Raw genomic sequence first — 21,688 nt, 5'->3', positions numbered from 1 at the left:
TCTTTGTGCTATAATGAGACATCGTCAAATGTTTTGATAGGAATCACAAATTGACTTTTTACTAGTAAAGTTAAATGGGAATATTTTTAGGGAAATGTTCAATCAAGAAAACTTTTAAAGGAGGTTTAGGATGGCAGAGGAATTACGATTAAAGTACAACAAGACATTTTTAGAAGAGTTCGCAAAAACTATTCAAATGCATCATTCTAATTTTGATTCAGAGTCTTTTTATCAGGCTGTTTTACAGGATGACTGGGAGGATTTGGCATTGATGGACCGGTTTAAACGTATGGCAGATGGCACTTATCAGACGCTTGCGCTTCCATACGCAGATGTGGTCGATTTGTTGATAAAACTGAATGCGACTTGCCGAGGATTTGACTATTTATTCTTTAATGACATCATTTGGAAATTTGGCTTGGAGGACTTGGTTCATTCCTTTAAAGGAATGGCGGTGTTAACCACTGGCTCTACATCTGAATTTGCTATTCGTTATTTTTTGAACCACAACTTTGATGCTAGCTTTGCTTTTTTAAAAGAGCTGAGCTTCTCAGATAATGAACATCATCGTCGATTGGCCAGTGAGGGAACACGTCTTCGCCTGCCTTGGGGAAAGGCAGTCCCCGACTTGGTGACACATAGGACAGAGATTTTTGAGATATTAGATACCTTAAAAGCCGATTCATCTCTTTATGTTAGAAAAAGTGTGGCCAATAATCTTAATGACATGACTAAGTTTTATCCAGATGAAGTGATTGCTCATTTAAAAACTTGGAAAAATCAAGATCCCAATACAGATTGGATCATCAAGACAGCCTTGAGAACATTGATTAAAACAGGCTATCCTGCTGCGCTGGATTTTATGGGGTATTCTCAGGATTTTGAGATAAAGCAAGTTCAGCTAGCTATAGCTTCTCTTGAGGTATATGATGGCGATACCAGTCAAATTTCCTATGCTGTAAGGGTTACGTCTCCTGGACCAAGTAAATTTCGGTTAGGTTTGGCTTTTGGATTTCAAAAAGCTAATGGTCGGATTGGTGAAAAGATTTTTTATCTGAAGGATACTGATTTTGTAAAGGACATTACTATCTCTGGCCACAAAAATTACCAATGGAAAGATTTAACAACGCGTCGGCATTATTCTGGAAAACATCATATCCGACTGCTTCTAAACAACATTGAATTAGAAAAAGTGGAGTTTATATTGAACAAACAGCCTAGGGATTAAATCTGATGTGTCGGTTAACTGACTAACTTCTACCGAATATGATTTTTGGCTAATCAATCAGTTACGGAGCTGGATTGTAGATTGGAAGTCACTTTGTTTTTGCACAAAAATATGATAAAATGGGGTGTTATCAAGAACAGGGTTTCATTTGCCCTGAGTTGAAAGGAAAAAGTATGACAAAAACACCGTTTTATATTACCACACCAATTTATTATCCGTCTGGCAAGCTCCATATCGGCTCGGCCTACACAACTATTGCCTGCGATGTCTTGGCTCGCTACAAGCGACTCATGGGCCACGAGGTTTTCTATCTGACAGGGCTTGATGAGCACGGGCAGAAGATTGAGGAGAAGGCCAAAGAGGCTGGTTTAACACCGCAAGCTTACGTTGACGGCATGGCGGTTGGCGTCAAGGAACTCTGGAACTTGCTGGACATCTCTTACGACAAGTTCATCCGCACGACCGATGATTACCACGAGGAAGTGGTGGCGGCTGTTTTTGAAAAATTGCTGGCGCAGGATGACATTTACTTGGGAGAGTATTCTGGATGGTACTCCGTATCAGACGAGGAATTCTTCACCGAGAGCCAATTAGAAGAGGTCTTCCGAGATGAAAACGGCAAGGTAACTGGCGGGATCGCTCCGAGCGGTCACGAGGTAGCCTGGGTTTCAGAAGAGTCTTACTTCCTTCGCCTCAGCAAGTATCAGGATAAATTGGTTGAGTTCTTCAATGCTCACCCAGACTTTATCCAGCCAGACGGCCGCCTCAATGAAATCATGAAAAACTTCATCGAGCCAGGCTTGGAAGATTTGGCAGTGTCACGTACTTCATTTACATGGGGTGTACCTGTCCCGTCAAATCCTAAACACGTTGTTTATGTTTGGATAGATGCGCTGCTCAACTACGCAACTGCCTTGGGTTATGGTCAGGAAGAAACAGCCAACTACGACAAGTTTTGGAATGGAACAGTTTACCACATGGTTGGTAAGGACATTCTTCGCTTCCACTCCATTTACTGGCCAATTATGCTCATGATGTTGGATATGAAGTTGCCAGACCGCTTGGTTGCTCATGGTTGGTTTGTCATGAAAGATGGTAAGATGTCCAAGTCTAAGGGCAATGTGGTCTATCCAGAAATGTTGGTTGAGCGTTTCGGCTTGGATCCACTGCGTTACTACCTCATGCGTAGTCTGCCAGTTGGCTCTGACGGCACCTTTACACCAGAAGATTATGTTGGTCGTATTAACTACGAACTGGCCAACGACCTTGGAAACTTGCTCAACCGTACGGTTGCTATGATTAACAAGTATTTCGGTGGTCAGGTACCAACTTTTGTTGCAAATGTGACGGATTTTGATGCGGACTTGGCGGCAGTAGTAGCTGACAACTTGGCAAGCTACCACAAGTATATGGAAGCTGTTGACTACCCACGCGCCTTGGAAGCTGTTTGGAATATCATCTCCCGTACCAACAAGTACATCGATGAAACTGCACCTTGGGTCTTGGCTAAGGACGAAGCGGACCGTGACAAGTTGGCAGCAGTCATGGCTCACTTAACAGCAGGTCTTCGTGTGGTGGCTCACCTCATTCAGCCATTCATGATGACCACTTCAAATGCCATTATGGAACAACTTGGTTTGGGAACAGCATTTGACCTTGAAAATCTTGATTTTGCAGGTCTTCCAGCAGGTTTGACCGTAGTCGCAAAAGGCACGCCTATCTTCCCACGTCTGGATATGGAAGAGGAAATCGCCTATATCCAAGCCCAAATGGGTGGCAGCTCTGCTATTTCCCAAGAGGAAGAAAAAGAATGGGACCCAGCTGATGTGGAGCTCAAAAACGAGAAAGCCGCGATCAAGTTCGAGGACTTCGACAAGGTGGAAATCCGCGTGGCCGAAGTCAAGGAAGTAGCCAAGGTGGAGGGTTCTGACAAGCTGCTCAAATTCCGTCTGGACGCAGGTGATGGCCAGGACCGTCAAATCCTATCTGGTATCGCCAAGTACTATCCAAATGAGCAAGAGTTGGTCGGCAAGAAAGTCCAAATCGTTGCTAACCTCAAGCCACGTAAGATGATGGGCTTGCTCAGCCAGGGCATGATCCTCTCAGCCGAACACGACGGCAACTTAACACTCTTAACAGTAGACCCATCAGTGCCAAATGGCAGTCAGATTGGGTAATACTCTTCGAAAATCAAACTCAGACCTTTTTGACTTGATTTGATGAGTGGGAGTGGGAAAGAACTCGACCAGTCTAAAAAGAGTCCCCCTCACTTCCAAACAATAGGTTCGGGCTAAAATAGTCCACTGGACTATTTTACTCCCACCCCCGCACAGCTCCAACAGTCAGAGTAGTGACTGTTGGAGGTTGGAAATGAAGCGAACCCTGTTCGCATCAGTCGTAGAGGTCAGATTGGGAGTGTGAAATACGAACAAATCTGCCAATCAACCACTGCGCTGAGATGTTGACACGAACTCTGAGAAGCGAGGCTGGACTTTCTGCCCAGCCTTTCAGCCTGTTACCTTGAAATAAAATAGTAACAGGGTTCTATCTGTATCAGTAGAAACGAACTACGTTCGCCTAAAGGTTCCCCAAACCTTTTGTAGCGAACGTAGTTCGCTTTATTTCCAGCCTCCAAAGGTTCCCCGAACCTTTGGAGCTAGTTTGATTTTGATATTCATTGAGTAATAAGATAACAATAAAGGAAGCTTCCGAATGAGGAGGCTTCCTTTATTGTTTTACCCTCTGACACAGAGGCCTTTTTTATAGACTTGGTCTCTTAAGTTGGTAGCAAAGAAGTAGAAGAGGAAGTCGATATTGGGTGCATCAAAGATGCTAATATCAGCATCTTTTCCTGGGTGGAAGCTACCGATATGGGCTTGTCTATCTACGGAATAGGCGGCGTTGATGGTCACAGCATTCAAGACTTCAACTGGTGTTAAACGCATCATGAAACAGCCAAGCTGCATGACAAATTGCAGGTTAGCAGTTGGGCAACTGCCTGGATTGCTATCGGTTGAAAGGGTGATGGCCATGCCCTTATCCAGCATTTTTCTAGCGGGTGCATAGGTGTCTTCCATGAGGCTAAAGGTTGTTGCTGGAAGAAGGTTGCCGATAACCTTAGCTTGACTTAGTTTGTCAATGCCTTGGTCGGTAATCACCATCAGGTGCTCGGCACTGACTGTTCCCAGTTCAGCAGCCAGGTCAACCCCACCAATACTTTTTATCTCATCAGCATGAATACGGAGTTTAAAGCCCATGTCCTTGGCTTTTGTGAGTAGACTACGGGCTTCTTCTGCTGTGAAGACTCCTTGCTCACAGAAGATGTCACAGAATTCTGCCAAATTTTCTTCTTTAACTTGTGGCAACATGCTTTCTATAATGAGGTCCAAGTAGGCTTGATTATTTCCCTTATATTCTGCTGGAATGGCATGGGCTGCCATGAAGGTTGAAATCAAGTCAATAGGATGATCCTTGTGAAGTTGCTGGACCACTGCCAACTGTCTTTTCTCTGTTTCCCAGTCCAGTCCATAGCCACTTTTAGCCTCTACGGTAGTCACACCATGGTCTAGCATGTAGTCCAGTAGTTTATAGGATTTCTGATAGAGAGTATCAAAATCAGCCTTTCTGGTTGCACGAACCGTGGACAGAATACCTCCACCATTTGCCAGAATATCCAGATAAGAAACGCCAGCTAGTTTCTGAGCAAATTCATGCTCTCGGCTTCCTCCATAGACCAGGTGGGTATGGCAATCGATCAGTCCAGGGGTGGCCACCTTTCCCTGACATGAAAGAAGAATCGTTTCAGGGCCAACTAGGTCTGCTTGAGGCTCTCCAGTCCCGGTTGCAAGAATTTTTCCATCCTTGATGGCTATGTAGCCGTCTTCTAAGATAGTGGCTGTTGCCATTTCCTTTCCGAATAAAGGGTGTCCTGGGTCAGCTGGACAAAATACTTGATTGAAATGCGTCAATATTTTATCTGCGAACATATAGCTACCTCCTGTGTATGCTGTTCTTAGCTCTAGGATAATACAAAACCGTCAAATTTTTGTCAAAAATGTATCTTTTTTCTCAAAAAATAAAAAGTTTGTGTCGACAATATATTAACAGACTTTATATAGACGGATAAAAAGTAAACTAGGGATGTATAGAGAATTCTTGCTCGGAGATGGGTGTATTTCTGGGGAAGGAATCAAGCACTAGATTCAAAAGGAGGAAGACGTATGTCACATTTTGAAGAAAAAGATATTGCGGCAGCAATGACCGTTAAGTTAGATGATGTCTTGCCTGAAAAGACCGTTTTTGAGGAAGGCATCAGACGAGCACCAGATAGGGGCTTTAGGTTGACACAGGCTCAGACGGAGATTGCTTTGAAGAATGCCCTGCGGTATATTCCTAAAAAATACCATGAGGAAGTCATACCAGAGTTCTTGGAAGAATTGAAAACTCGAGGGCGGATTTATGGCTATCGTTGGCGTCCAAAAGAAAGAATTTATGGCAAGCCGATTGATGAGTACAAGGGAAATTGTACAGCAGCTAAGGCCATGCAGGTCATGATTGATAATAACCTCAGCTTTGAAATCGCTCTTTATCCGTATGAGTTAGTCACATATGGGGAAACAGGTTCGGTCTGTGCCAACTGGATGCAATATTGTTTGATTAAAAAATACCTGGAGGTCATGACAGAAGAACAGACCTTGGTGGTCGAATCAGGTCATCCCTTAGGTCTATTTAAATCCAAACCAGAGGCACCGCGTGTCATTATTACCAATGGTTTGTTGGTTGGTGAATACGACAACATGAAGGACTGGGAAATCGCTGAGGAAATGGGAGTGACCAATTATGGTCAGATGACAGCTGGTGGCTGGATGTACATTGGTCCTCAGGGAATTGTTCATGGTACCTTCAATACACTTCTCAATGCTGGTCGCTTGAAATTGGGTGTAGCTGATGATGGGGATTTGACAGGAAAACTCTTTATTTCATCTGGTTTAGGTGGAATGAGTGGAGCTCAGGGCAAGGCTGCTGAAATTGCTAAGGCAGTTGCTATTGTAGCCGAGGTAGACCAGTCACGGATTGAAACCCGCCATTCACAAGGTTGGATTAGTCAGTTGGCAGAAAGTCCAGAAGAAGCTCTGACCTTGGCCTTGGCTGCGAAAGAGAAAGGCCAATCTACCTCAATCGCCTATCATGGAAATATTGTAGATTTGCTGGAATATGTGGTTGAAAAGAATATTCCAGTTGACCTTCTCTCTGACCAAACCTCTTGTCACAATGTCTATGATGGAGGCTACTGTCCAGTCGGTATCAGCTTTAAGGAGCGTACTCGTTTACTTGCAGAGGATAAGGCAAACTTTGTTGTCCTAGTGGATAAAACCCTGGAACGTCATTATCAAGCTATTAAGACCCTGACTGACCGAGGAACCTATTTCTTCGATTATGGCAATGCCTTTATGAAGTCAGTTTATGACTCAGGTATCAAAGAAATTTCTAAGAATGGTCTGGATGATAAAGATGGCTTTATCTGGCCTTCTTATGTAGAAGATATCATGGGACCGATGCTCTTTGACTATGGTTACGGTCCATTCCGCTGGGTTTGCTTGAGTGGCAAGCATGAGGACTTGATTACTACAGACAAGGCTGCTATGGATGTGATTGATCCAACTCGTCGTTACCAAGATCGTGATAATTACAACTGGATCCGCGACGCTGAGAAAAATCAGTTGGTCGTAGGAACTCAGGCACGGATTTTGTACCAAGATTGCATGGGTCGTGTCAATATTGCGCTGAAGTTCAATGAGCTCATTCGTCAAGGTAAAATCGGGCCTGTTATGCTAGGTCGCGACCATCACGATGTATCAGGTACTGATTCCCCATTCCGTGAAACCTCCAACATCAAGGATGGTTCAAATGTAACTTGCGATATGGCTGTTCAGTGCTACGCTGGGAATGCGGCGCGTGGTATGAGTCTTGTGGCCCTCCATAATGGTGGCGGTACTGGTATTGGTAAGTCTATCAATGGTGGTTTTGGTCTGGTATTGGATGGAAGCGAGCGGGTGGATGAAATTATCAAATCAGCTATTGCTTGGGATACCATGGGTGGTGTAGCGCGTCGGAACTGGGCTCGTAATGACCATGCGATTGAAACGGCTATTGAGTACAACCAAATGCGTCAAGGTACAGACCATATCACCATTCCTTATTTGGCTGATGAGGACTTAATTCAGTCTTCTGTTGCTAAATTGTTTGAAAAATAAGTAAATCGGCTAAACAATCATAATAAGAAAGAGGTTTTCAAATGGCAAAACTTGTAGAATGTATTCCAAATTTTTCAGAGGGACGTAACCAGGAAATCATCGATGGCTTGGTAGCGACTGCTAAGAGTGTTCCAGGTGTGACCTTGCTGGATTATTCTTCAGACCAAAGTCATAACCGCAGTGTGTTTACTTTGGTGGGAGATGAAGAAAGTATTCAGGAAGGAGCTTTTCAACTGGTCAAATATGCTAGTGAAAAGATTGATATGACCAAGCACACAGGTGAACACCCAAGGATGGGAGCGACAGATGTACTTCCATTTGTTCCTGTAAAGGACATCAGCATGGAAGAATGTGTTCAACTGGCTAAGAAAGTCGCTGAGCGTATCAATAAAGAATTGGCTATTCCAGTCTTCCTCTATGAAGAAGCAGCAAGCAGACCAGAACGACAAAATCTGGCTAAGGTCCGCAAGGGTCAGTTTGAAGGAATGCCTGAAAAATTATTGGAAGAAGACTGGGCGCCTGATTTCGGTGAAAGGAAGATTCATCCAACAGCAGGTGTTACAGCAGTCGGCGCTCGGATGCCTCTGGTTGCTTTTAATGTCAATTTGGATACAGACAATTTAGAGATTGCCAACAAGATTGCCAAAATCATCCGTGGTTCAGGTGGTGGCTACAAGTATTGTAAAGCTATCGGTGTCATGTTGGAAGGAAGAAATATTGCCCAGGTTTCAATGAATATGGTGAACTTGGAAAAATGCTCACTTTATCGTACCTTTGAAACCATTCGTTTTGAGGCTAAGAGATACGGTGTGTCGATTATTGGTTCTGAAATCGTTGGATTGGCACCTGCAAAAGCCTTGGTTGATGTGGCAGAGTACTACTTGCAGTTGGAAGAGTTTGATTACAGCAAGCAGGTACTAGAAAATCACTTGTTAGGATAGGAGTGCAATCGATGGCATTAGTGGATTTAACCCTTACAGAATTTGCTCAATTACTGGGATCAGATGCCCCAGCACCAGGTGGAGGCTCAGCAGCAGCCCTCTCGGCTGTCAATGGTATTTCATTGACAAAAATGGTGTGTGAGTTGACCCTTGGAAAGAAACAGTATGCGGACTATCAAGCAACTATTGAAGAAATTCATACCGTGGCTGGTGACTTGCAAGAGCGTTTATTGCGGGCAATAGACGAAGACACAGAAGCCTTTAATCAGGTATCAGCTGTCTTTGATATGCCTAAGGAAACAGAGGAAGACAAGGAAGCCCGCAGGCAGGCTATGCAGGCAGCCTTGAAGGCAGCAACGCTCTCTCCGTATGGCATGATGGAAACGATTTTGCAGGCGCTTCAGGTTACGGCTGCAGCTGTTGGCAAGTCCAATACCAATGCAGCCAGTGATTTGGGGGTAGCAGCCCTCTCGCTCAAGGCAAGTTTGCAAGGGGCATGGCTCAATGTTCTCATCAATCTATCTGGTATCAAGGATGAGGAATTTGTTGCAACCTACCGCCAACAAGGCCAGACGATGTTAGAAGATGGTTCTAACCTAGCAGATCAAGTATATGAAGACATTCTTCGTATTGTGTAAAGGAGGGAGCTATGGTTTTATCAGATATTGACATTGCGAATTCCGTCCAAATGGAACCCATTGGACAGGTAGCAGAACGTTTAGGTATTCCAGAAGAAAGTTTATCGTTGTATGGTAGATACAAGGCTAAAATTGACAGTCGTCAGTTAGAAGCCTTGAAAGATCAACCAGATGGGAAATTGATTTTGGTAACGGCTATTTCTCCCACTCCAGCAGGGGAAGGCAAAACAACAACTTCTGTCGGTTTGGTTGATGCCTTATCTGCTATTGGTAAAAAGGCTATTATCGCCCTGCGTGAGCCGTCTTTAGGACCTGTCTTTGGGGTTAAAGGTGGCGCAGCGGGAGGTGGCTATGCCCAAGTTGTTCCAATGGAAGATATTAACTTGCATTTTACTGGAGATTTTCATGCCATCGGTGTAGCCAATAACCTACTCGCAGCCTTGATTGATAATCATATTCACCACGGGAATACCTTAGGAATTGATAGCCGTCGAATTACCTGGAAGCGAGTAGTTGACATGAATGACCGCCAGCTCCGCCATATTGTTGACGGTCTTCATGGAAAGGTAAATGGAGTACCTAGGGAAGATGGTTACGATATTACCGTTGCATCAGAGATTATGGCCATTTTATGCCTATCTGAAAATATAGCTGATTTGAAGGCACGACTGGAAAAAATCATTATCGGCTATAATTTCCAAGGGCAACCAGTTACAGCTGGGGACCTTAAGGCAGCTGGGGCAATGGCAGCACTCTTGAAAGATGCTATTCATCCGAACCTTGTTCAAACCCTTGAACACTCTCCAGCCCTTATTCACGGAGGTCCATTTGCCAATATTGCTCATGGCTGTAACAGTGTCCTAGCGACCAAATTGGCCTTGAAATATGCAGATTATGTGGTGACAGAAGCAGGCTTTGGGGCGGATTTAGGGGCTGAAAAATTCATTGACATCAAGTGTCGTCTAAGCGGTTTACGACCTTCTGCAGTCGTACTCGTAGCGACCATCCGAGCCCTTAAAATGCATGGTGGAGTTTCCAAGTCTGATCTGGCTCAAGAAAATGTAGAAGCAGTGCTTGCAGGATTACCAAACCTTGAAAAACATCTGGAGAATATACAGGAAGTCTATGGTTTACCTGCGGTTGTTGCCATCAATAAATTCCCACTAGATACAGAGGCAGAATTAGAGGCAGTTTCTACTGCTTGTGCCAAACGTGGTGTTGATGTAGTACTGTCTGACGTTTGGGCACATGGAGGTCAAGGAGGGCGTCAACTTGCAGAGAAAGTTGTCCAACTTGCTCAAGAAGAAAATCATTTCCAATTTGTCTATGATGTAGAAGACAGTATTGAAACCAAACTACATAAAATTGTGACAAAAGTCTATGGTGGTCAAGGGGTAAAACTCTCAGCAGTTGCTAAAAAAGAAATAGCTGAACTGGAAAGACTAGGTTTTGGTTCCTATCCAATCTGTATGGCCAAGACCCAGTATTCCTTCTCAGATAACCCTAATCTACTAGGAGCTCCGACAGACTTTACAGTGACTATTAGCAATGTCAAAGTTTCAGCAGGTGCTGGCTTTATCGTCGCCTTGACGGGCAATATTATGACCATGCCAGGTTTGCCAAAGGTCCCTGCGAGTGAAAAAATTGATATTGACAACCAGGGCAATATCACAGGTCTTTTCTAAGAGAGGTGGAAGGATGATTAGAGTTGAACAAATAAGAACCTGTATTCACAGTTCAGCACTTCCATCTAAGGCTAGTTTTTCAGCTCTTCATCGTTAGTTTTTTTCAAAATACAGTCAGTATTCTCTCAAAAAACTGCCTTGATGAGCGAAAAACTATCTCTTATCTAAAAGCACTTTACTTGTGAATACAGGTTCTAAAAACAAGTGATTACCAAGAAACATCTTGGTCAGGTGGACGAACCACTCAACTCTATCTCTTTCCTGCTCAGTCTTCCTATGGTGAAAGAAATTTTCAATTTCGATTGTCCACAGCAAGTATGGACACGGAACAATCGACCTTCACCTCGCTACCTTCTTATCACCGTATTTTATTAAGCTTAGATAAAACCATTGTCTTGCAGGATATGAATAGTGGTGAACAAGTGACTCTGGCCCCTTATCACATCCATCGGTTTGAGGGGGAACAATCCATTAAATGCCTAGGAAAAGCACAGGATTTTAATATAATATTTGACGATAGTGTTCAAGCTGATTTACAGGTGATGGATGAAAACAACTGGATAGTAGAGTGTGGGGATGATTTTCAATTTATTTATGCCTTAGTCGATTTGGATTTCCATATAGAAGGTTGGGGAAGTGGTCATCTAGCCGCAAAGGAATTGCTGGTTGTAGAGACCAAAGAGTTGCCTCCCCGATCCCTTCATCTAACTGCTTGTCAAGCTTGCCAAAAGCCTAAGGCACTGATTGCTAAACTTAGGTCTACTGACCTAGGTAGGAACATGATCTAGAAGAAGATTTAGGAGATCATATCATGGAAAACAAACAGACACAGTTATCGACGCAGGAGAGTGCAAAATTCTCTCTGACAGGAGCGACCTTATACGGTATTAACGCTGTTATTGGGTCTGGTATCTTTCTCTTGCCGCAAAATATTTATCGGGACCTAGGTCCAGCTTCCATCGCTGTTATGCTAGGAACGGCTATCTTGACCATCATGTTGGCGGTCTGTTTTGCTGAGGTAGCAGGGTACTTTGGAAAAAACGGCGGTGCCTTTCAATATTCTAAACGTGCTTTTGGTGACTTTATTGGTTTTAATGTCGGCATCTTAGGCTGGATGGTGACCATGTTTGCCTGGGCGGCTATGGCAGCAGGTTTTGCTAAGATGTTCATCATCACTTTCCCAGCCTTTGAGGGAATGAATATTCCACTTAGTATCGGCTTGGTCATTCTCTTGTCCTTGATGAACATTGCTGGTTTGAGAACCTCCAAAGTCTTTACCATTACAGCAACCATTGCCAAGTTAATTCCGATTATACTCTTCTCCCTTTGTGCTCTTATCTTTATCCCTCAAGGTTTGTCTAACTTTAGTCCTTTTGTTCAATTATCTGAAGGACAAACCTTGCTCGGAGCGATTTCAGGTACCGCCATCTATATTTTCTATGGCTTTATCGGTTTTGAAACCCTCTCTATCGTAGCTGGTGAGATGCGAAATCCAGAAAAAAATGTTCCTCGAGCTATATTAGGTTCCATTAGTATTGTTTCAATTTTGTATATGCTCATTATTGGTGGTACCATTGCTATGCTAGGTTCTGGTATAATGGATACAAAGGCTCCTGTGCAAGATGCTCTTGTTAAGATGATCGGTCCTGCTGGCTACTGGTTGGTATCTATTGGGGCTCTCATTTCCATCACCGGTCTGAACATGGGTGAATCCATTATGGTGCCACGTTTCGGTGCTGCCATTGCAGAAGAAGGACTTTTGCCAGCTGCCATTGCTCGTAAAAATGGCAATGATGCACCAGTTGTAGCCATTATTATTTCTTGTGTCATTGCTTGTATACTATTGTTATCAGGTTCATTTGAAATTCTTGCTACCCTCAGTGTTGTCTTCCGTTTCTTCCAATACATTCCAACAGCACTGGCTGTCAATAAATTACGCAAAGATGAGCCGAATGCACAGGTGGTCTTCCGTCTGCCATTTGGTCCAGTTATTCCAACTATTGCTGTAGTCATCAGTTTGATTATGATTTGGGGTGACAATCCAATGAACTTTGTATATGGAGCCATCGGTTTACTAATTTCTAGTGCGATTTACTTCTTCATGCATGGACGAAAGAAAGTGTAATGGAACACTCCTGAAAACGAAAGGATGAAAGTTATGACAAAACCACTTGTATTAGATGGAAAAAGTTTGACTTTAGAAGATGTTGTAGCTGTTGCCAGAGATGGTCGGCAGTGCTTGATTTCAGAAGAGGCTAAGGAAGATGTCTTGGCTTCGCGTAAAATTGTGGATGATATTGTCAGGGAAAAGCGGGTTGTCTATGGGGTGACCACTGGTTTTGGTTCCCTCTGTAATGTTAGTATTCCTACGGAAGACACTATTCAGTTGCAAGAAAATTTGATTCGCACTCATTCTAGCGGTTTTGGCAATCCCTTACCAGAGGATGTGGTTCGGGCTATTATGCTAATTCGGATTAACTCTCTGGTCAAAGGATATTCAGGTATTCGCCTTGAAACCGTTGAAAAATTGCTGGAGATGTTGAACAAGGGGGTTCATCCATTTATTCCTGAAAAAGGCTCCTTGGGTGCATCAGGTGACCTTGCTCCGCTTTCTCATATGGTTTTACCAATGTTAGGTTTGGGGAAAGCCTATTACAAGGGACAGTTGCTTTCAGGTAAGGAAGCGATGGAGCAAGCAGGTATTGACATTATTCACCTAGCAGCAAAAGAGGGTTTGGCCCTGATTAACGGCACAACTGTCTTGACAGCTATCGGTGCCCTAGTGACCTACGATGCCATCCAGCTTTTGAAATTGTCAGATATTGCTGGAGCATTGTCACTGGAAGTTCATAATGGTATTACTAGTCCATTTGAAGAAGAATTGCATCTTATTCGTCCTCAAAGTGGCCAACTTGCAACGGCAAGAAATATTCGTCATCTCTTAGAAGACAGTGGCAACACGACAGTGGCGACCATTCAGCGCGTGCAGGATCCATATACCTTACGCTGTATCCCACAAATTCATGGTGCGAGCAAGGATTCGATTGCCTATGTCAAGGAAAAAGTAGAGATTGAAATCAATTCTGTAACGGATAATCCAATCATTTGTAAGAATGGCCACGTTATTTCAGGTGGTAACTTCCACGGGGAACCGATGGCTCAACCATTTGATTTATTGGGTATCGCGATTGCAGAAATCGGAAATGTATCTGAACGCCGTGTCGAGCGTTTGGTCAATAGCCAGCTCAGCAAATTGCCGTCCTTCTTGGTTAAACACCCTGGCTGTAATTCAGGCTTTATGATTACCCAATATGCCTGTGCGGCCCTAGTTTCCGAGAACAAGGTTCTTTCTCATCCAGCCAGTGTGGATTCTATTCCATCTTGTGAAAACCAAGAAGACTTTGTCAGCATGGGAACAATTGCGGCTCGTAAGGCAGGGGAAATACTGAAAAATGCTCGCCGTGTCCTTGCAACAGAAATCATGGCTGCTTGTCAAGCTCTGGATTTGAAAGAGAATAGTGCTAAACTTGGTAAGGGAACCAAGCCAGCCTATACAGTCTTTAGACAGCAGGTTGACTTCATCGAAAATGACAAAGACATTGAAATCTACGATGAGCTCAATAAAGCTTCACTTGTGATTGAAAGTCCGGAATTCTTGGCTGCAGTGGAAGAGGCAGTTTCTCTGACTATCCAATATGACTAAGCCAGCCTGATCAGAATTTGACAGGAAGTAATAAGATAGCTATACTAAATAGGAGGTCTTATCAAGGAACAAGACCTCCTATTCTGTCAGAGTTTGATGATGAAGATGATAACTAGGAGAAAACATGCTAAGAAACTATTATCCAACAACCTATTCCTACTATCAAAGAGGGGTTGACGATGATCTCTATACTGCCAAATGGGGCATGGTGATGGAATTTATCGATCTCAATGACCAAACACTTGAACGCTTAGAGGGCAAGCATTTTGGAATCATTGGATTTAAGAGTGATAAAGGTGTCTATATCAATCATGGACGTGTTGGAGCAGTAGAGGGGGCCAGTAGTATCCGAACCCAACTAGCTAAACTACCTTGGCATTTGGGCAACGAAGTCAAGATTTACGATGTGGGGGACATAGATGGGCCTAATTGCAGCTTGGCAGAATTGCAGGACAGTCTGGCTGCAGCTGTTCGGCGGATGCTGGACTTGAACCTCTTTCCGATTGTCCTGGGTGGAGGACATGAAACGGCCTATGGACATTACAAGGGCCTGCAGGCTGGCTTAGAGCAGGAAGAGCCGATTGCTGTTATCAATTTCGACGCTCATTTTGACCTTCGTCCTTATGACCAAACAGGTCCAAATTCTGGTACTGGTTTTCGGCAGATTTATGATGATTGTAGGACAAGGGGTTACGAATTTCCTTACTTAGCCTTAGGAATTCAAGAACACAATACCAATCTCTTTCTCTTTGACTTTGTTGCTAAATCAGCAGATATTTCCTTTTTAACCGGGCAAAATCTCTATGTAATGGGCTATGAAAAAATTTGCTCTTACCTAGATGAGTTTATTCAGCGTCAGCAGGCTATCCATCTGACCATTGATATGGATTGTTTTTCAGTGGGATCTGCACCAGGTGTCAGCGCCATTCAGTCTCTTGGGATTGACCCAAACCTAGCCGTTCTACTTTTACAGTATTTGGCTGCTAGCGATAAAATTGTTGGTATCGATATTGTTGAAACATCTCCACCTCATGATATAGACAACCATACGGCCAACTTAGCAGCAACGCTTATCTTCTATCTGACACGGATTTTGGTTCAAACACACGACAGAAAATAAAGACTTTTCCTAGGATAACTAGAAAAAAGGAAGGACCATCACTGAATAGGTCCTTCCTTTTTGGTTGTATTTGTAGTTGAGCTTATTTAGTTTGCTTTCATGAAATTCTCCAAATCTTCCAGAAGCAAACGGTCGCGATAAGGGTTCAGGAATTGTTTGGCGATGTGGTAGTAGTGGCTCAAGTCCTCGTCTAATTTTTGAGCAAATGTAGCTTCTAGTAGGGGATTGTCCCTCATTTCATTCTTCAATTTTGCCATTAGGTAATAAATCATGCCCTTATCTCTTGGATTAGAATAGCGAGAAATCAAGGCTTCTTTCCTATCGAGCAGGTCATGAACTCCTGTGTAGTCTTGTTTCTGGCAACCTAGTAGTGCCAAATAGAGCTTGAGTTGCACTTCCTTCCAAGGATAAATCTGTTGATTGACTTCTTGAATAGACGCCTGAAAGATGGAATAAGCCTGGTCAAAATCTTGCAGATGATAGTAGGAAGTCCCCAAGCCGATATAAAAACCAAGAGTAGATGATTGTGGAGCCTGGTCTTGCATCAATTCGATAGCGTCTTTTTGCAGATGGATGGCAGTCAGAAAATCTCTGCGGATCTGAGCCATCTCCGCCAAGTAATCTAGGGCAGCAGCAATCTGAATGGCGTATTTCTTCTGCATAGAAGCTGTCAGACTAAAGCAATCAATGGCTTCGTAGAGAAGACGACTAGCCTTCTCCTCATCCCCTAACATGAGATTAAAAAGTCCCTTAAAGCGTAGAAACATTCCGATGGCTTGGTGATCATTAGCCTCTATAGCAGTTTCCAGACCTAATTCAGCATAGTAGCCCAGGTCACTAATGTTTTCAATCTGGATGCAGTAATGGATAAACTGTCGATAGCCTTTTAGTAGGTATTCTTGTTCATGGAGGGCATGGGCTCTGGCAATCACCTTACGGATACTGCTAACTCCCTTCTGATAATTACCGATTCGGATATAGTAGCGACCTTCATAAAATTCAAATCGAACTTGAAGAAGCTGGAACTGACGCTGGTCGCCATAAAGCTTTTCGAGATGAGCCATGGTTTCCCGCACCTCAGCCAACTGTTCCTGGATCCAGAGCACATTCTCTTCTTCCTTGCCCCCACTTAGTTGGTCATTACTAGAGCCCAAAGGAAAAAGATCGTAGTGTGACTTGATTGCCAGATTTAAGTGTTGTAAACGATACTCCAGAGCCATCAGAGGTTGCTTGGCAGCAGTAAAATGCCTTGCAATCTTTAGCAATAATTCGCTGTTGTTGGGTTGAAGTTGTAATTTTTGGATGAGATGAAAGGCAATTTGTTCATGCAAAATTCTTCTTTTTGATAGAGGTAGCTGATCGTAGAGAAATTCTCCTAAGACAGCTTGACGAAATTGTACTTCCAGTCGATCATCAACCTCTTTTTGCAGGATAAGGGATTTGCTGGTTAGCTGATCAACCAATACAGCCATTTCATGATGGCTTAGCCCCATTAAATTAGCCAATAGACTAACATCACTTCCAGCACTACAGGTCGAAAGGTAGTTGAGTAACTCCTCTTCTTTTGTATCAAGGGCATGGACCTGCAAAGCCATTTTTGACCGAATAGCTGCCGTTAGAGGATGGAATTCACATCCCTCCCTGATTTGCTGGGCGTATTGGTCAAGGAGAAAGAGATTGCCTTGACTAAAATGGTAAATCTGCTCTAAATTAGAAAGAGCATCCTGCTGACTCAGTTCTTTTAAAAAGTCCTGACTGTCAGCGAGGGATAAATTTTTCAAATAAAGGTTTTCTGCAAGCTGATGGTTATACAGGTAATGCTCAAGATAATCCATTTCCTTATTTTGCCGTAAGTTTCTGGTGAATAGAAATGCTAGAGGAGCACGGCTAAGAGCATGAATACAGTCCAGCACTACTTGTAAACTCTCTTTATCCATCCAATGAGCATCCTCAATCAAGAACAGTAGAGCTTGTTTCTGACAGGTCTTTTCCAAACCATCAATCAAGTCTTCACGGTTCCTTGTTTCTTCCAAAGGCAGTCTTGTATCCAATGTCTCTTGGAAAATCCATTGATAGTTATGACTTATCTTTCGCCAAATGGAGTATGGCTTGTAGAGGTCCTCTGGTAAACAGTTGATATGAATGATAGAAAACCGTTGGTCCTGGTTAGCCAAAACTTGACGGACCAGGCTTCGTTTTCCTGAGCCAACTTCACCATGGAGGAAAAAGGCACGACTACCAGTTTCTAAGACAGCGGCTAGGAAATGTTCGATAGCATGAATTTCTTCAATTCTTCCAAAAAAGTAGTCGGTTTTGGGAGCTAGCTGGGAGTCTTTTTTCTCTGCATAATCCCTGACGACTTGATAATAGAGTTTTTTTATCGCTTCACCAGGTCCGATTCCGAGCTCCTTATCCAATAGTTGTGCCAAGCGATGATAGGTTTCAATAACCTTTCGTGTCTGTCCTTCCTCCAAATAGAGTTTCATCAAGGTAAGATAATGCTCTTCATTGAATTCATCCATGCTAATCATCCGAAGGATGAGGTGCTCAGCTTCTTCTAAGTCAGACAAGCGCTCTTGTTTTTCCAGCAACTGCTGACAAGCTGTCAGATAGGTCTTTTCCAGTTGGGACTTGATTTTTTCTATCCAAAAGTCAAACTCTTGGCAATTCTTGATATAAAAATTTTCCAGAAACTCTCCCTTGAAGAGATGGAGCTGGTGAACAGGGTCTGACAAGAATAGCTGCACATCACAGGCAATAGCAATATGGGGATTGATAGCAAGCATGGACCTGCTGGGACTGACAATAGCTTCACATCCTAGCTCTCTGTTGGTCTGATAAATAGTATTCCGTAAGTTTTTTCTAGCCTTCTCGGAATTTTTATCCCCCCACAAGAGTGTAGCTACCTCTTCACGACTGGCTTCACCTTTTAACATAAGATAATAAATCAGGGCACTGATTTTGGCATAGGATGGTGTGATTTCCGCTTGATTGACTAAGATAGTCGGAGTTCCAAATAGTAAACAAGATAACCTTGTCATAAGTAAGCGCCTCCAGTTGTTCTTGTATCTACTATAACAAAAAAATATAAGGAAAACAAATGATATATTATGATGTTTAGAAATGATTTCTACTGAAATAGAATGAGCAACTTCCTGCCAACATCTTGACTGCTTTTACGAATACATAGGATGAGGAGGAAATATGTTTATCGTAAAAAATAAAACCAATCACTTGTTCAATCTCCTAGAAGTTCAGGATTTGAGAGGTGAAGACTTTTACTGTCCCCAGTGTTCTAGTCCAGTCCGCTACCGTTCTGGTAAAATCATGCGACCGCACTTTGCCCATGTTAGTCGGAAAGACTGCCCGTTTTTTACGGAGAATGAATCTGCCCAGCACCTTTCCCTCAAATCAGAGCTTTACAGTTGGCTGGCAGAAAAGGAGCCGGTTGAGTTGGAAAAATACCTACCAGAGATCAACCAACTAGCAGATTTATTGGTGAATAAGCGACTCGCCTTAGAGGTCCAATGTTCCAGTCTGCCGATTTCTCGTTTGCAGGAACGGACGCAAGCCTATTGTAATGCTGGTTACCAAGTTCTCTGGTTGCTAGGCAAGGATTTGTGGCTCAAGGATAGGTTGACCAAATTGCACAAGCAGTTTCTCTCCTTTAGTATGAATATGGGCTTTCACCTCTGGGAATTGGATGATGAGAAGAAGGAGCTGCGGCTTCGCTACCTCATTCATGAAGACCTGCGTGGCAAGGTTCACTGTCTAACGAAAGTCTTTTCCTTTGGTCAGGGTGATTTACTGGATATATTTCGGCTGCCCTATGCCAAGCAAAGTTTGTCCTACTTTACCTGTCCGATGGATAAAAACTTGGTAGACTATATCACCAAGCAGCTCTATTATCGTGTACCTAAGTGGATGAAGTTGCAGGAGCTAGCCTACCAGCAAGGGAAAAACTTGCTCACTCAGTCCTTGGATGACTGGTATCCCCAAATCCGCCTGCCCCGCTCTGCCATTGGCTTTGCCCAGATCAAGCAAGACCTGACACCGATTTACCAGGCATTTGACCAGTTTTACGACAAAGTGGAAAATCAGAGAAAACAAGTCTTGTATCCACCTATAATTTATAGACAATATGTGTAAATAATGATATAATAAAAGAAAAGGTTTACAAGGAGGTCTTGTGATGAAACGAAGTCGAGTGACTATAATAGGTGCTTCTTTACTCTTATTGGCATGCCTATCAGCCTGTGCTGTAAAGTATAAGGAAGGACAAACCAGCACTGCCTCGAGTCAGCAAGTGCAAACAATCAATGAGGAAGAGGCACAGAAATTTACCACCCAACATAGTCAGAAAGTAGTCTCTAAGGAAGTAGCAGAAGGCGGAGGTACAAGCATTACCTTTGACGATGGGACGGAGTTTCTCCATACCCCAGCTTCGACCCTTGGAGAACACTATAGCCTCTCCTATCCAAGCGGCTGCATGGTGACCTATTTTGTCGAAAGTGGTGATTTTACTGTAGCAACTGATGAATACGAAGGTGAAGATAAAGCAAGTGAAGCTAAGGGGCAGGTTGGACAGTATTTTGTAGAAAGTGGCTACTCTATTTCTTTCGCAAATGATGGCACCCTCCTCATTGATTTACAAGGAAATTTCACCCATCAGTATGATGGCAAGGAGAAAAAAGGAAGTGTTAAAGATGTAGAAGGAAGTAGTTATGTCGATAGCTTGTTAAACAAATATGGCATTCCTAACCTTGCCTTTTATGACAGCTTTGTCAAGGAAGCAGTAGCAGATGCTGAGACATATTTTGTAGATAATGAATGAGGTTTAATACTCTTCGAAAATCAAAATCAGACGTTGTTAACTTGATTTGATGAACTTCAGTTCATATGCATCTGCGTCGCCAAGTCTGTTTTTGATTTTCATTGAGTATGAGACTAAAATTTGAACAGTTAAAAATAGCATAGTTTCAACTTTCCTTATAAAGTTCACTATGCTATTTTTTTTAGCCTTTTTATGGATTTATCCAGACAGCTGAGACATAGTCTTCAGACAAGGTGGTCTGGCTGACAATTTTCTGATCCTTCATATCATAAATGAGGAGTTGATTTGCCAAAATGATTATCAAATATTGATCATCAATTTGGCGAATGTGGTCAATGTAGTGAGGGCGAGGATTTAAGTCCTTCAAAGTATGGTAGGATTGCTCGCCAGTTTGGGTATTGTAAATAGTAAAGGAAAGTGGGCTAAACATGCCATTTTGGTGCTCGATGAGAAGAAGGTTTTCGTCTTTGAGAGCATGGAGTGTGCTTGGTGAGGGGTGTTCTAAAGTTACTGACGAAAATGTTTTTGTTTTTGTATCAAAGGTTAGGAGTTCGGATGACTGTTCAATGTCCTCATACTCACTTGTTTTTTTCCCTAAATTTGGGAGATAAATGGTTTCATTGACCAAAAGTCCTTCTCCAGTTGCTATGGTATTGTCGTATTTGAAAACTTCTTGTTTCGAAAAATCGTTCTTATCAAATACAATCAAGACATTTTCTTCGGGTCCTTCTTGGGTAAAATCTTTCACAAAGCCAGTTAAATAGACTGACGTTTGGTCTACCATGACTGGAGCATTTGGAATGAAGTCATCGTTTAAAATGTGGGTTTGAATGGTATCAAAATTCCTGTCAAATTGCGCTAGTTTGTGATAGGGCCCCGCTGTATAAAAGTTTTGTCCATCTGTACCACTGATATAGCTACTATACTGACTTGGCTTTCGCAAGACAGTGCCAGTATTGAAATCGATGGATATCAGATTGTCGTTAATGAATTTTTGCTGATCGTTGGCAAAGACTAGATACCGATTGTCTAGGACATAATTTTCACCAGAGCCAAAATACCCCTCTGAATTCATTTTTTGTGTATGAAGGAGTTGAGGTTCTTGGCCAGTTAGTTGAAAGGCTTCGACTTTACCGGGATAAACCAAGTAGAAATCAGAATTCTTAGTTAAGCTTATTTTGTTGTGCTGGTAGGCGTAGAGTTTCCAGCCGATAAAGGGAAAAACTAGACAGGATAGAAGTGCAATACAGATGATGATTTTTTTCATAGGAAGACCTCCTCTCTA

The 21,688-nt window shown here is 42.9% G+C and carries 15 protein-coding genes; 12 read left to right on the top strand and 3 right to left on the bottom strand.

Going from position 1 to position 21,688, the window contains the following annotated elements; translation table 11 throughout:
* The first annotated feature begins 130 nt into the window (after positions 1-130).
* Complete coding sequence (locus C1E58_RS03660; protein ID WP_105209381.1) at positions 131-1,228, top strand: DNA alkylation repair protein; 1,098 nt, start codon at positions 131-133, stop codon at positions 1,226-1,228.
* 119 nt (positions 1,229-1,347) lie between these two features.
* A complete protein-coding gene (gene metG / locus C1E58_RS03655; RefSeq protein ID WP_105209380.1) occupies positions 1,348-3,405 on the top strand; it encodes a methionine--tRNA ligase in 2,058 nt (685 codons plus the stop codon).
* 558 nt (positions 3,406-3,963) lie between these two features.
* Here the strand turns inward: metG and hutI are convergent.
* Complete coding sequence (hutI, locus tag C1E58_RS03640) at positions 3,964-5,214, bottom strand: imidazolonepropionase (RefSeq protein WP_105209378.1); 1,251 nt, start codon at positions 5,212-5,214, stop codon at positions 3,964-3,966.
* Between the two features lie 234 nt (positions 5,215-5,448).
* Here hutI and C1E58_RS03635 point away from each other — a divergent pair, with 234 nt between their 5' ends.
* The 8 genes from C1E58_RS03635 (at position 5,449) to hutG (ending at position 15,569) form a co-directional block, all read left to right on the top strand.
* Complete coding sequence (locus C1E58_RS03635) at positions 5,449-7,482, top strand: urocanate hydratase (RefSeq protein ID WP_105209377.1); 2,034 nt, start codon at positions 5,449-5,451, stop codon at positions 7,480-7,482.
* A gap of 41 nt (positions 7,483-7,523) precedes the next feature.
* Positions 7,524-8,423 (top strand): glutamate formimidoyltransferase, encoded by a 900-nt coding sequence (ftcD, locus tag C1E58_RS03630; protein WP_105114266.1) that lies wholly within the window; start codon positions 7,524-7,526, stop codon positions 8,421-8,423.
* A gap of 11 nt (positions 8,424-8,434) precedes the next feature.
* Positions 8,435-9,061, top strand: coding sequence for a cyclodeaminase/cyclohydrolase family protein (locus C1E58_RS03625; protein ID WP_105209376.1), 627 nt, complete (start codon positions 8,435-8,437; stop codon positions 9,059-9,061).
* An 11-nt stretch (positions 9,062-9,072) separates the two neighbouring features.
* A complete protein-coding gene (locus C1E58_RS03620; protein ID WP_105209375.1) occupies positions 9,073-10,746 on the top strand; it encodes a formate--tetrahydrofolate ligase in 1,674 nt (557 codons plus the stop codon).
* 185 nt (positions 10,747-10,931) lie between these two features.
* Positions 10,932-11,534, top strand: a complete 603-nt coding sequence (locus C1E58_RS03615) for a HutD family protein (RefSeq protein WP_105209374.1) — start codon at positions 10,932-10,934, stop codon at positions 11,532-11,534.
* Between the two features lie 23 nt (positions 11,535-11,557).
* On the top strand, positions 11,558-12,871 hold the full coding sequence (locus C1E58_RS03610) for an APC family permease (protein ID WP_105209373.1): 1,314 nt from the start codon (positions 11,558-11,560) through the stop codon (positions 12,869-12,871).
* A 33-nt stretch (positions 12,872-12,904) separates the two neighbouring features.
* Complete coding sequence (hutH, locus tag C1E58_RS03605) at positions 12,905-14,449, top strand: histidine ammonia-lyase (RefSeq protein WP_161951261.1); 1,545 nt, start codon at positions 12,905-12,907, stop codon at positions 14,447-14,449.
* Between the two features lie 124 nt (positions 14,450-14,573).
* A complete protein-coding gene (gene hutG / locus C1E58_RS03600) occupies positions 14,574-15,569 on the top strand; it encodes a formimidoylglutamase (RefSeq protein ID WP_105209371.1) in 996 nt (331 codons plus the stop codon).
* A gap of 86 nt (positions 15,570-15,655) precedes the next feature.
* On the opposite strand, the gene C1E58_RS03595 is transcribed toward hutG, so the two are convergent.
* Positions 15,656-18,610 carry an AAA family ATPase gene (locus C1E58_RS03595; RefSeq protein ID WP_105209370.1) on the bottom strand — a complete coding sequence of 985 codons (2,955 nt, stop codon included), beginning with the start codon at positions 18,608-18,610 and terminating at the stop codon, positions 15,656-15,658.
* A 163-nt stretch (positions 18,611-18,773) separates the two neighbouring features.
* Between C1E58_RS03595 and C1E58_RS03590 the strand changes: the two genes are divergently transcribed.
* Complete coding sequence (locus C1E58_RS03590; protein ID WP_105209369.1) at positions 18,774-19,718, top strand: competence protein CoiA; 945 nt, start codon at positions 18,774-18,776, stop codon at positions 19,716-19,718.
* 43 nt (positions 19,719-19,761) lie between these two features.
* A complete protein-coding gene (locus tag C1E58_RS03585) occupies positions 19,762-20,403 on the top strand; it encodes a hypothetical protein (protein WP_105209368.1) in 642 nt (213 codons plus the stop codon).
* 190 nt (positions 20,404-20,593) lie between these two features.
* Here the strand turns inward: C1E58_RS03585 and C1E58_RS03580 are convergent, their stop codons facing one another.
* Complete coding sequence (locus C1E58_RS03580; protein ID WP_105209367.1) at positions 20,594-21,670, bottom strand: hypothetical protein; 1,077 nt, start codon at positions 21,668-21,670, stop codon at positions 20,594-20,596.
* Positions 21,671-21,688: the final 18 nt, after the last annotated feature.

The organism is Streptococcus suis, assembly GCF_002964575.1.
Classification (GTDB): domain Bacteria; phylum Bacillota; class Bacilli; order Lactobacillales; family Streptococcaceae; genus Streptococcus; species Streptococcus suis_R.
Note: the sequence above shows the minus strand (reverse complement) of the source record. Positions and strands in the feature narration are given on the sequence as shown.

What these genes read in the sequence shown, in the direction of transcription:
- C1E58_RS03585 (WP_105209368.1), top strand. Translation starts at nt 19,762, where the DNA reads ATGAAACGAAGTCGAGTGACTATAATAGGTGCTTCTTTACTCTTATTG.
- hutH (WP_161951261.1), top strand. Translation starts at nt 12,905, where the DNA reads ATGACAAAACCACTTGTATTAGATGGAAAAAGTTTGACTTTAGAAGAT.
- ftcD (WP_105114266.1), top strand. Translation starts at nt 7,524, where the DNA reads ATGGCAAAACTTGTAGAATGTATTCCAAATTTTTCAGAGGGACGTAAC.
- C1E58_RS03590 (WP_105209369.1), top strand. Translation starts at nt 18,774, where the DNA reads ATGTTTATCGTAAAAAATAAAACCAATCACTTGTTCAATCTCCTAGAA.
- C1E58_RS03595 (WP_105209370.1), bottom strand. Translation starts at nt 18,610, where the DNA reads ATGACAAGGTTATCTTGTTTACTATTTGGAACTCCGACTATCTTAGTC.
- C1E58_RS03620 (WP_105209375.1), top strand. Translation starts at nt 9,073, where the DNA reads ATGGTTTTATCAGATATTGACATTGCGAATTCCGTCCAAATGGAACCC.
- C1E58_RS03625 (WP_105209376.1), top strand. Translation starts at nt 8,435, where the DNA reads ATGGCATTAGTGGATTTAACCCTTACAGAATTTGCTCAATTACTGGGA.
- metG (WP_105209380.1), top strand. Translation starts at nt 1,348, where the DNA reads ATGGGGTGTTATCAAGAACAGGGTTTCATTTGCCCTGAGTTGAAAGGA.
- C1E58_RS03580 (WP_105209367.1), bottom strand. Translation starts at nt 21,670, where the DNA reads ATGAAAAAAATCATCATCTGTATTGCACTTCTATCCTGTCTAGTTTTT.
- C1E58_RS03610 (WP_105209373.1), top strand. Translation starts at nt 11,558, where the DNA reads ATGGAAAACAAACAGACACAGTTATCGACGCAGGAGAGTGCAAAATTC.
- C1E58_RS03635 (WP_105209377.1), top strand. Translation starts at nt 5,449, where the DNA reads ATGTCACATTTTGAAGAAAAAGATATTGCGGCAGCAATGACCGTTAAG.
- hutI (WP_105209378.1), bottom strand. Translation starts at nt 5,214, where the DNA reads ATGTTCGCAGATAAAATATTGACGCATTTCAATCAAGTATTTTGTCCA.
- C1E58_RS03660 (WP_105209381.1), top strand. Translation starts at nt 131, where the DNA reads ATGGCAGAGGAATTACGATTAAAGTACAACAAGACATTTTTAGAAGAG.
- hutG (WP_105209371.1), top strand. Translation starts at nt 14,574, where the DNA reads ATGCTAAGAAACTATTATCCAACAACCTATTCCTACTATCAAAGAGGG.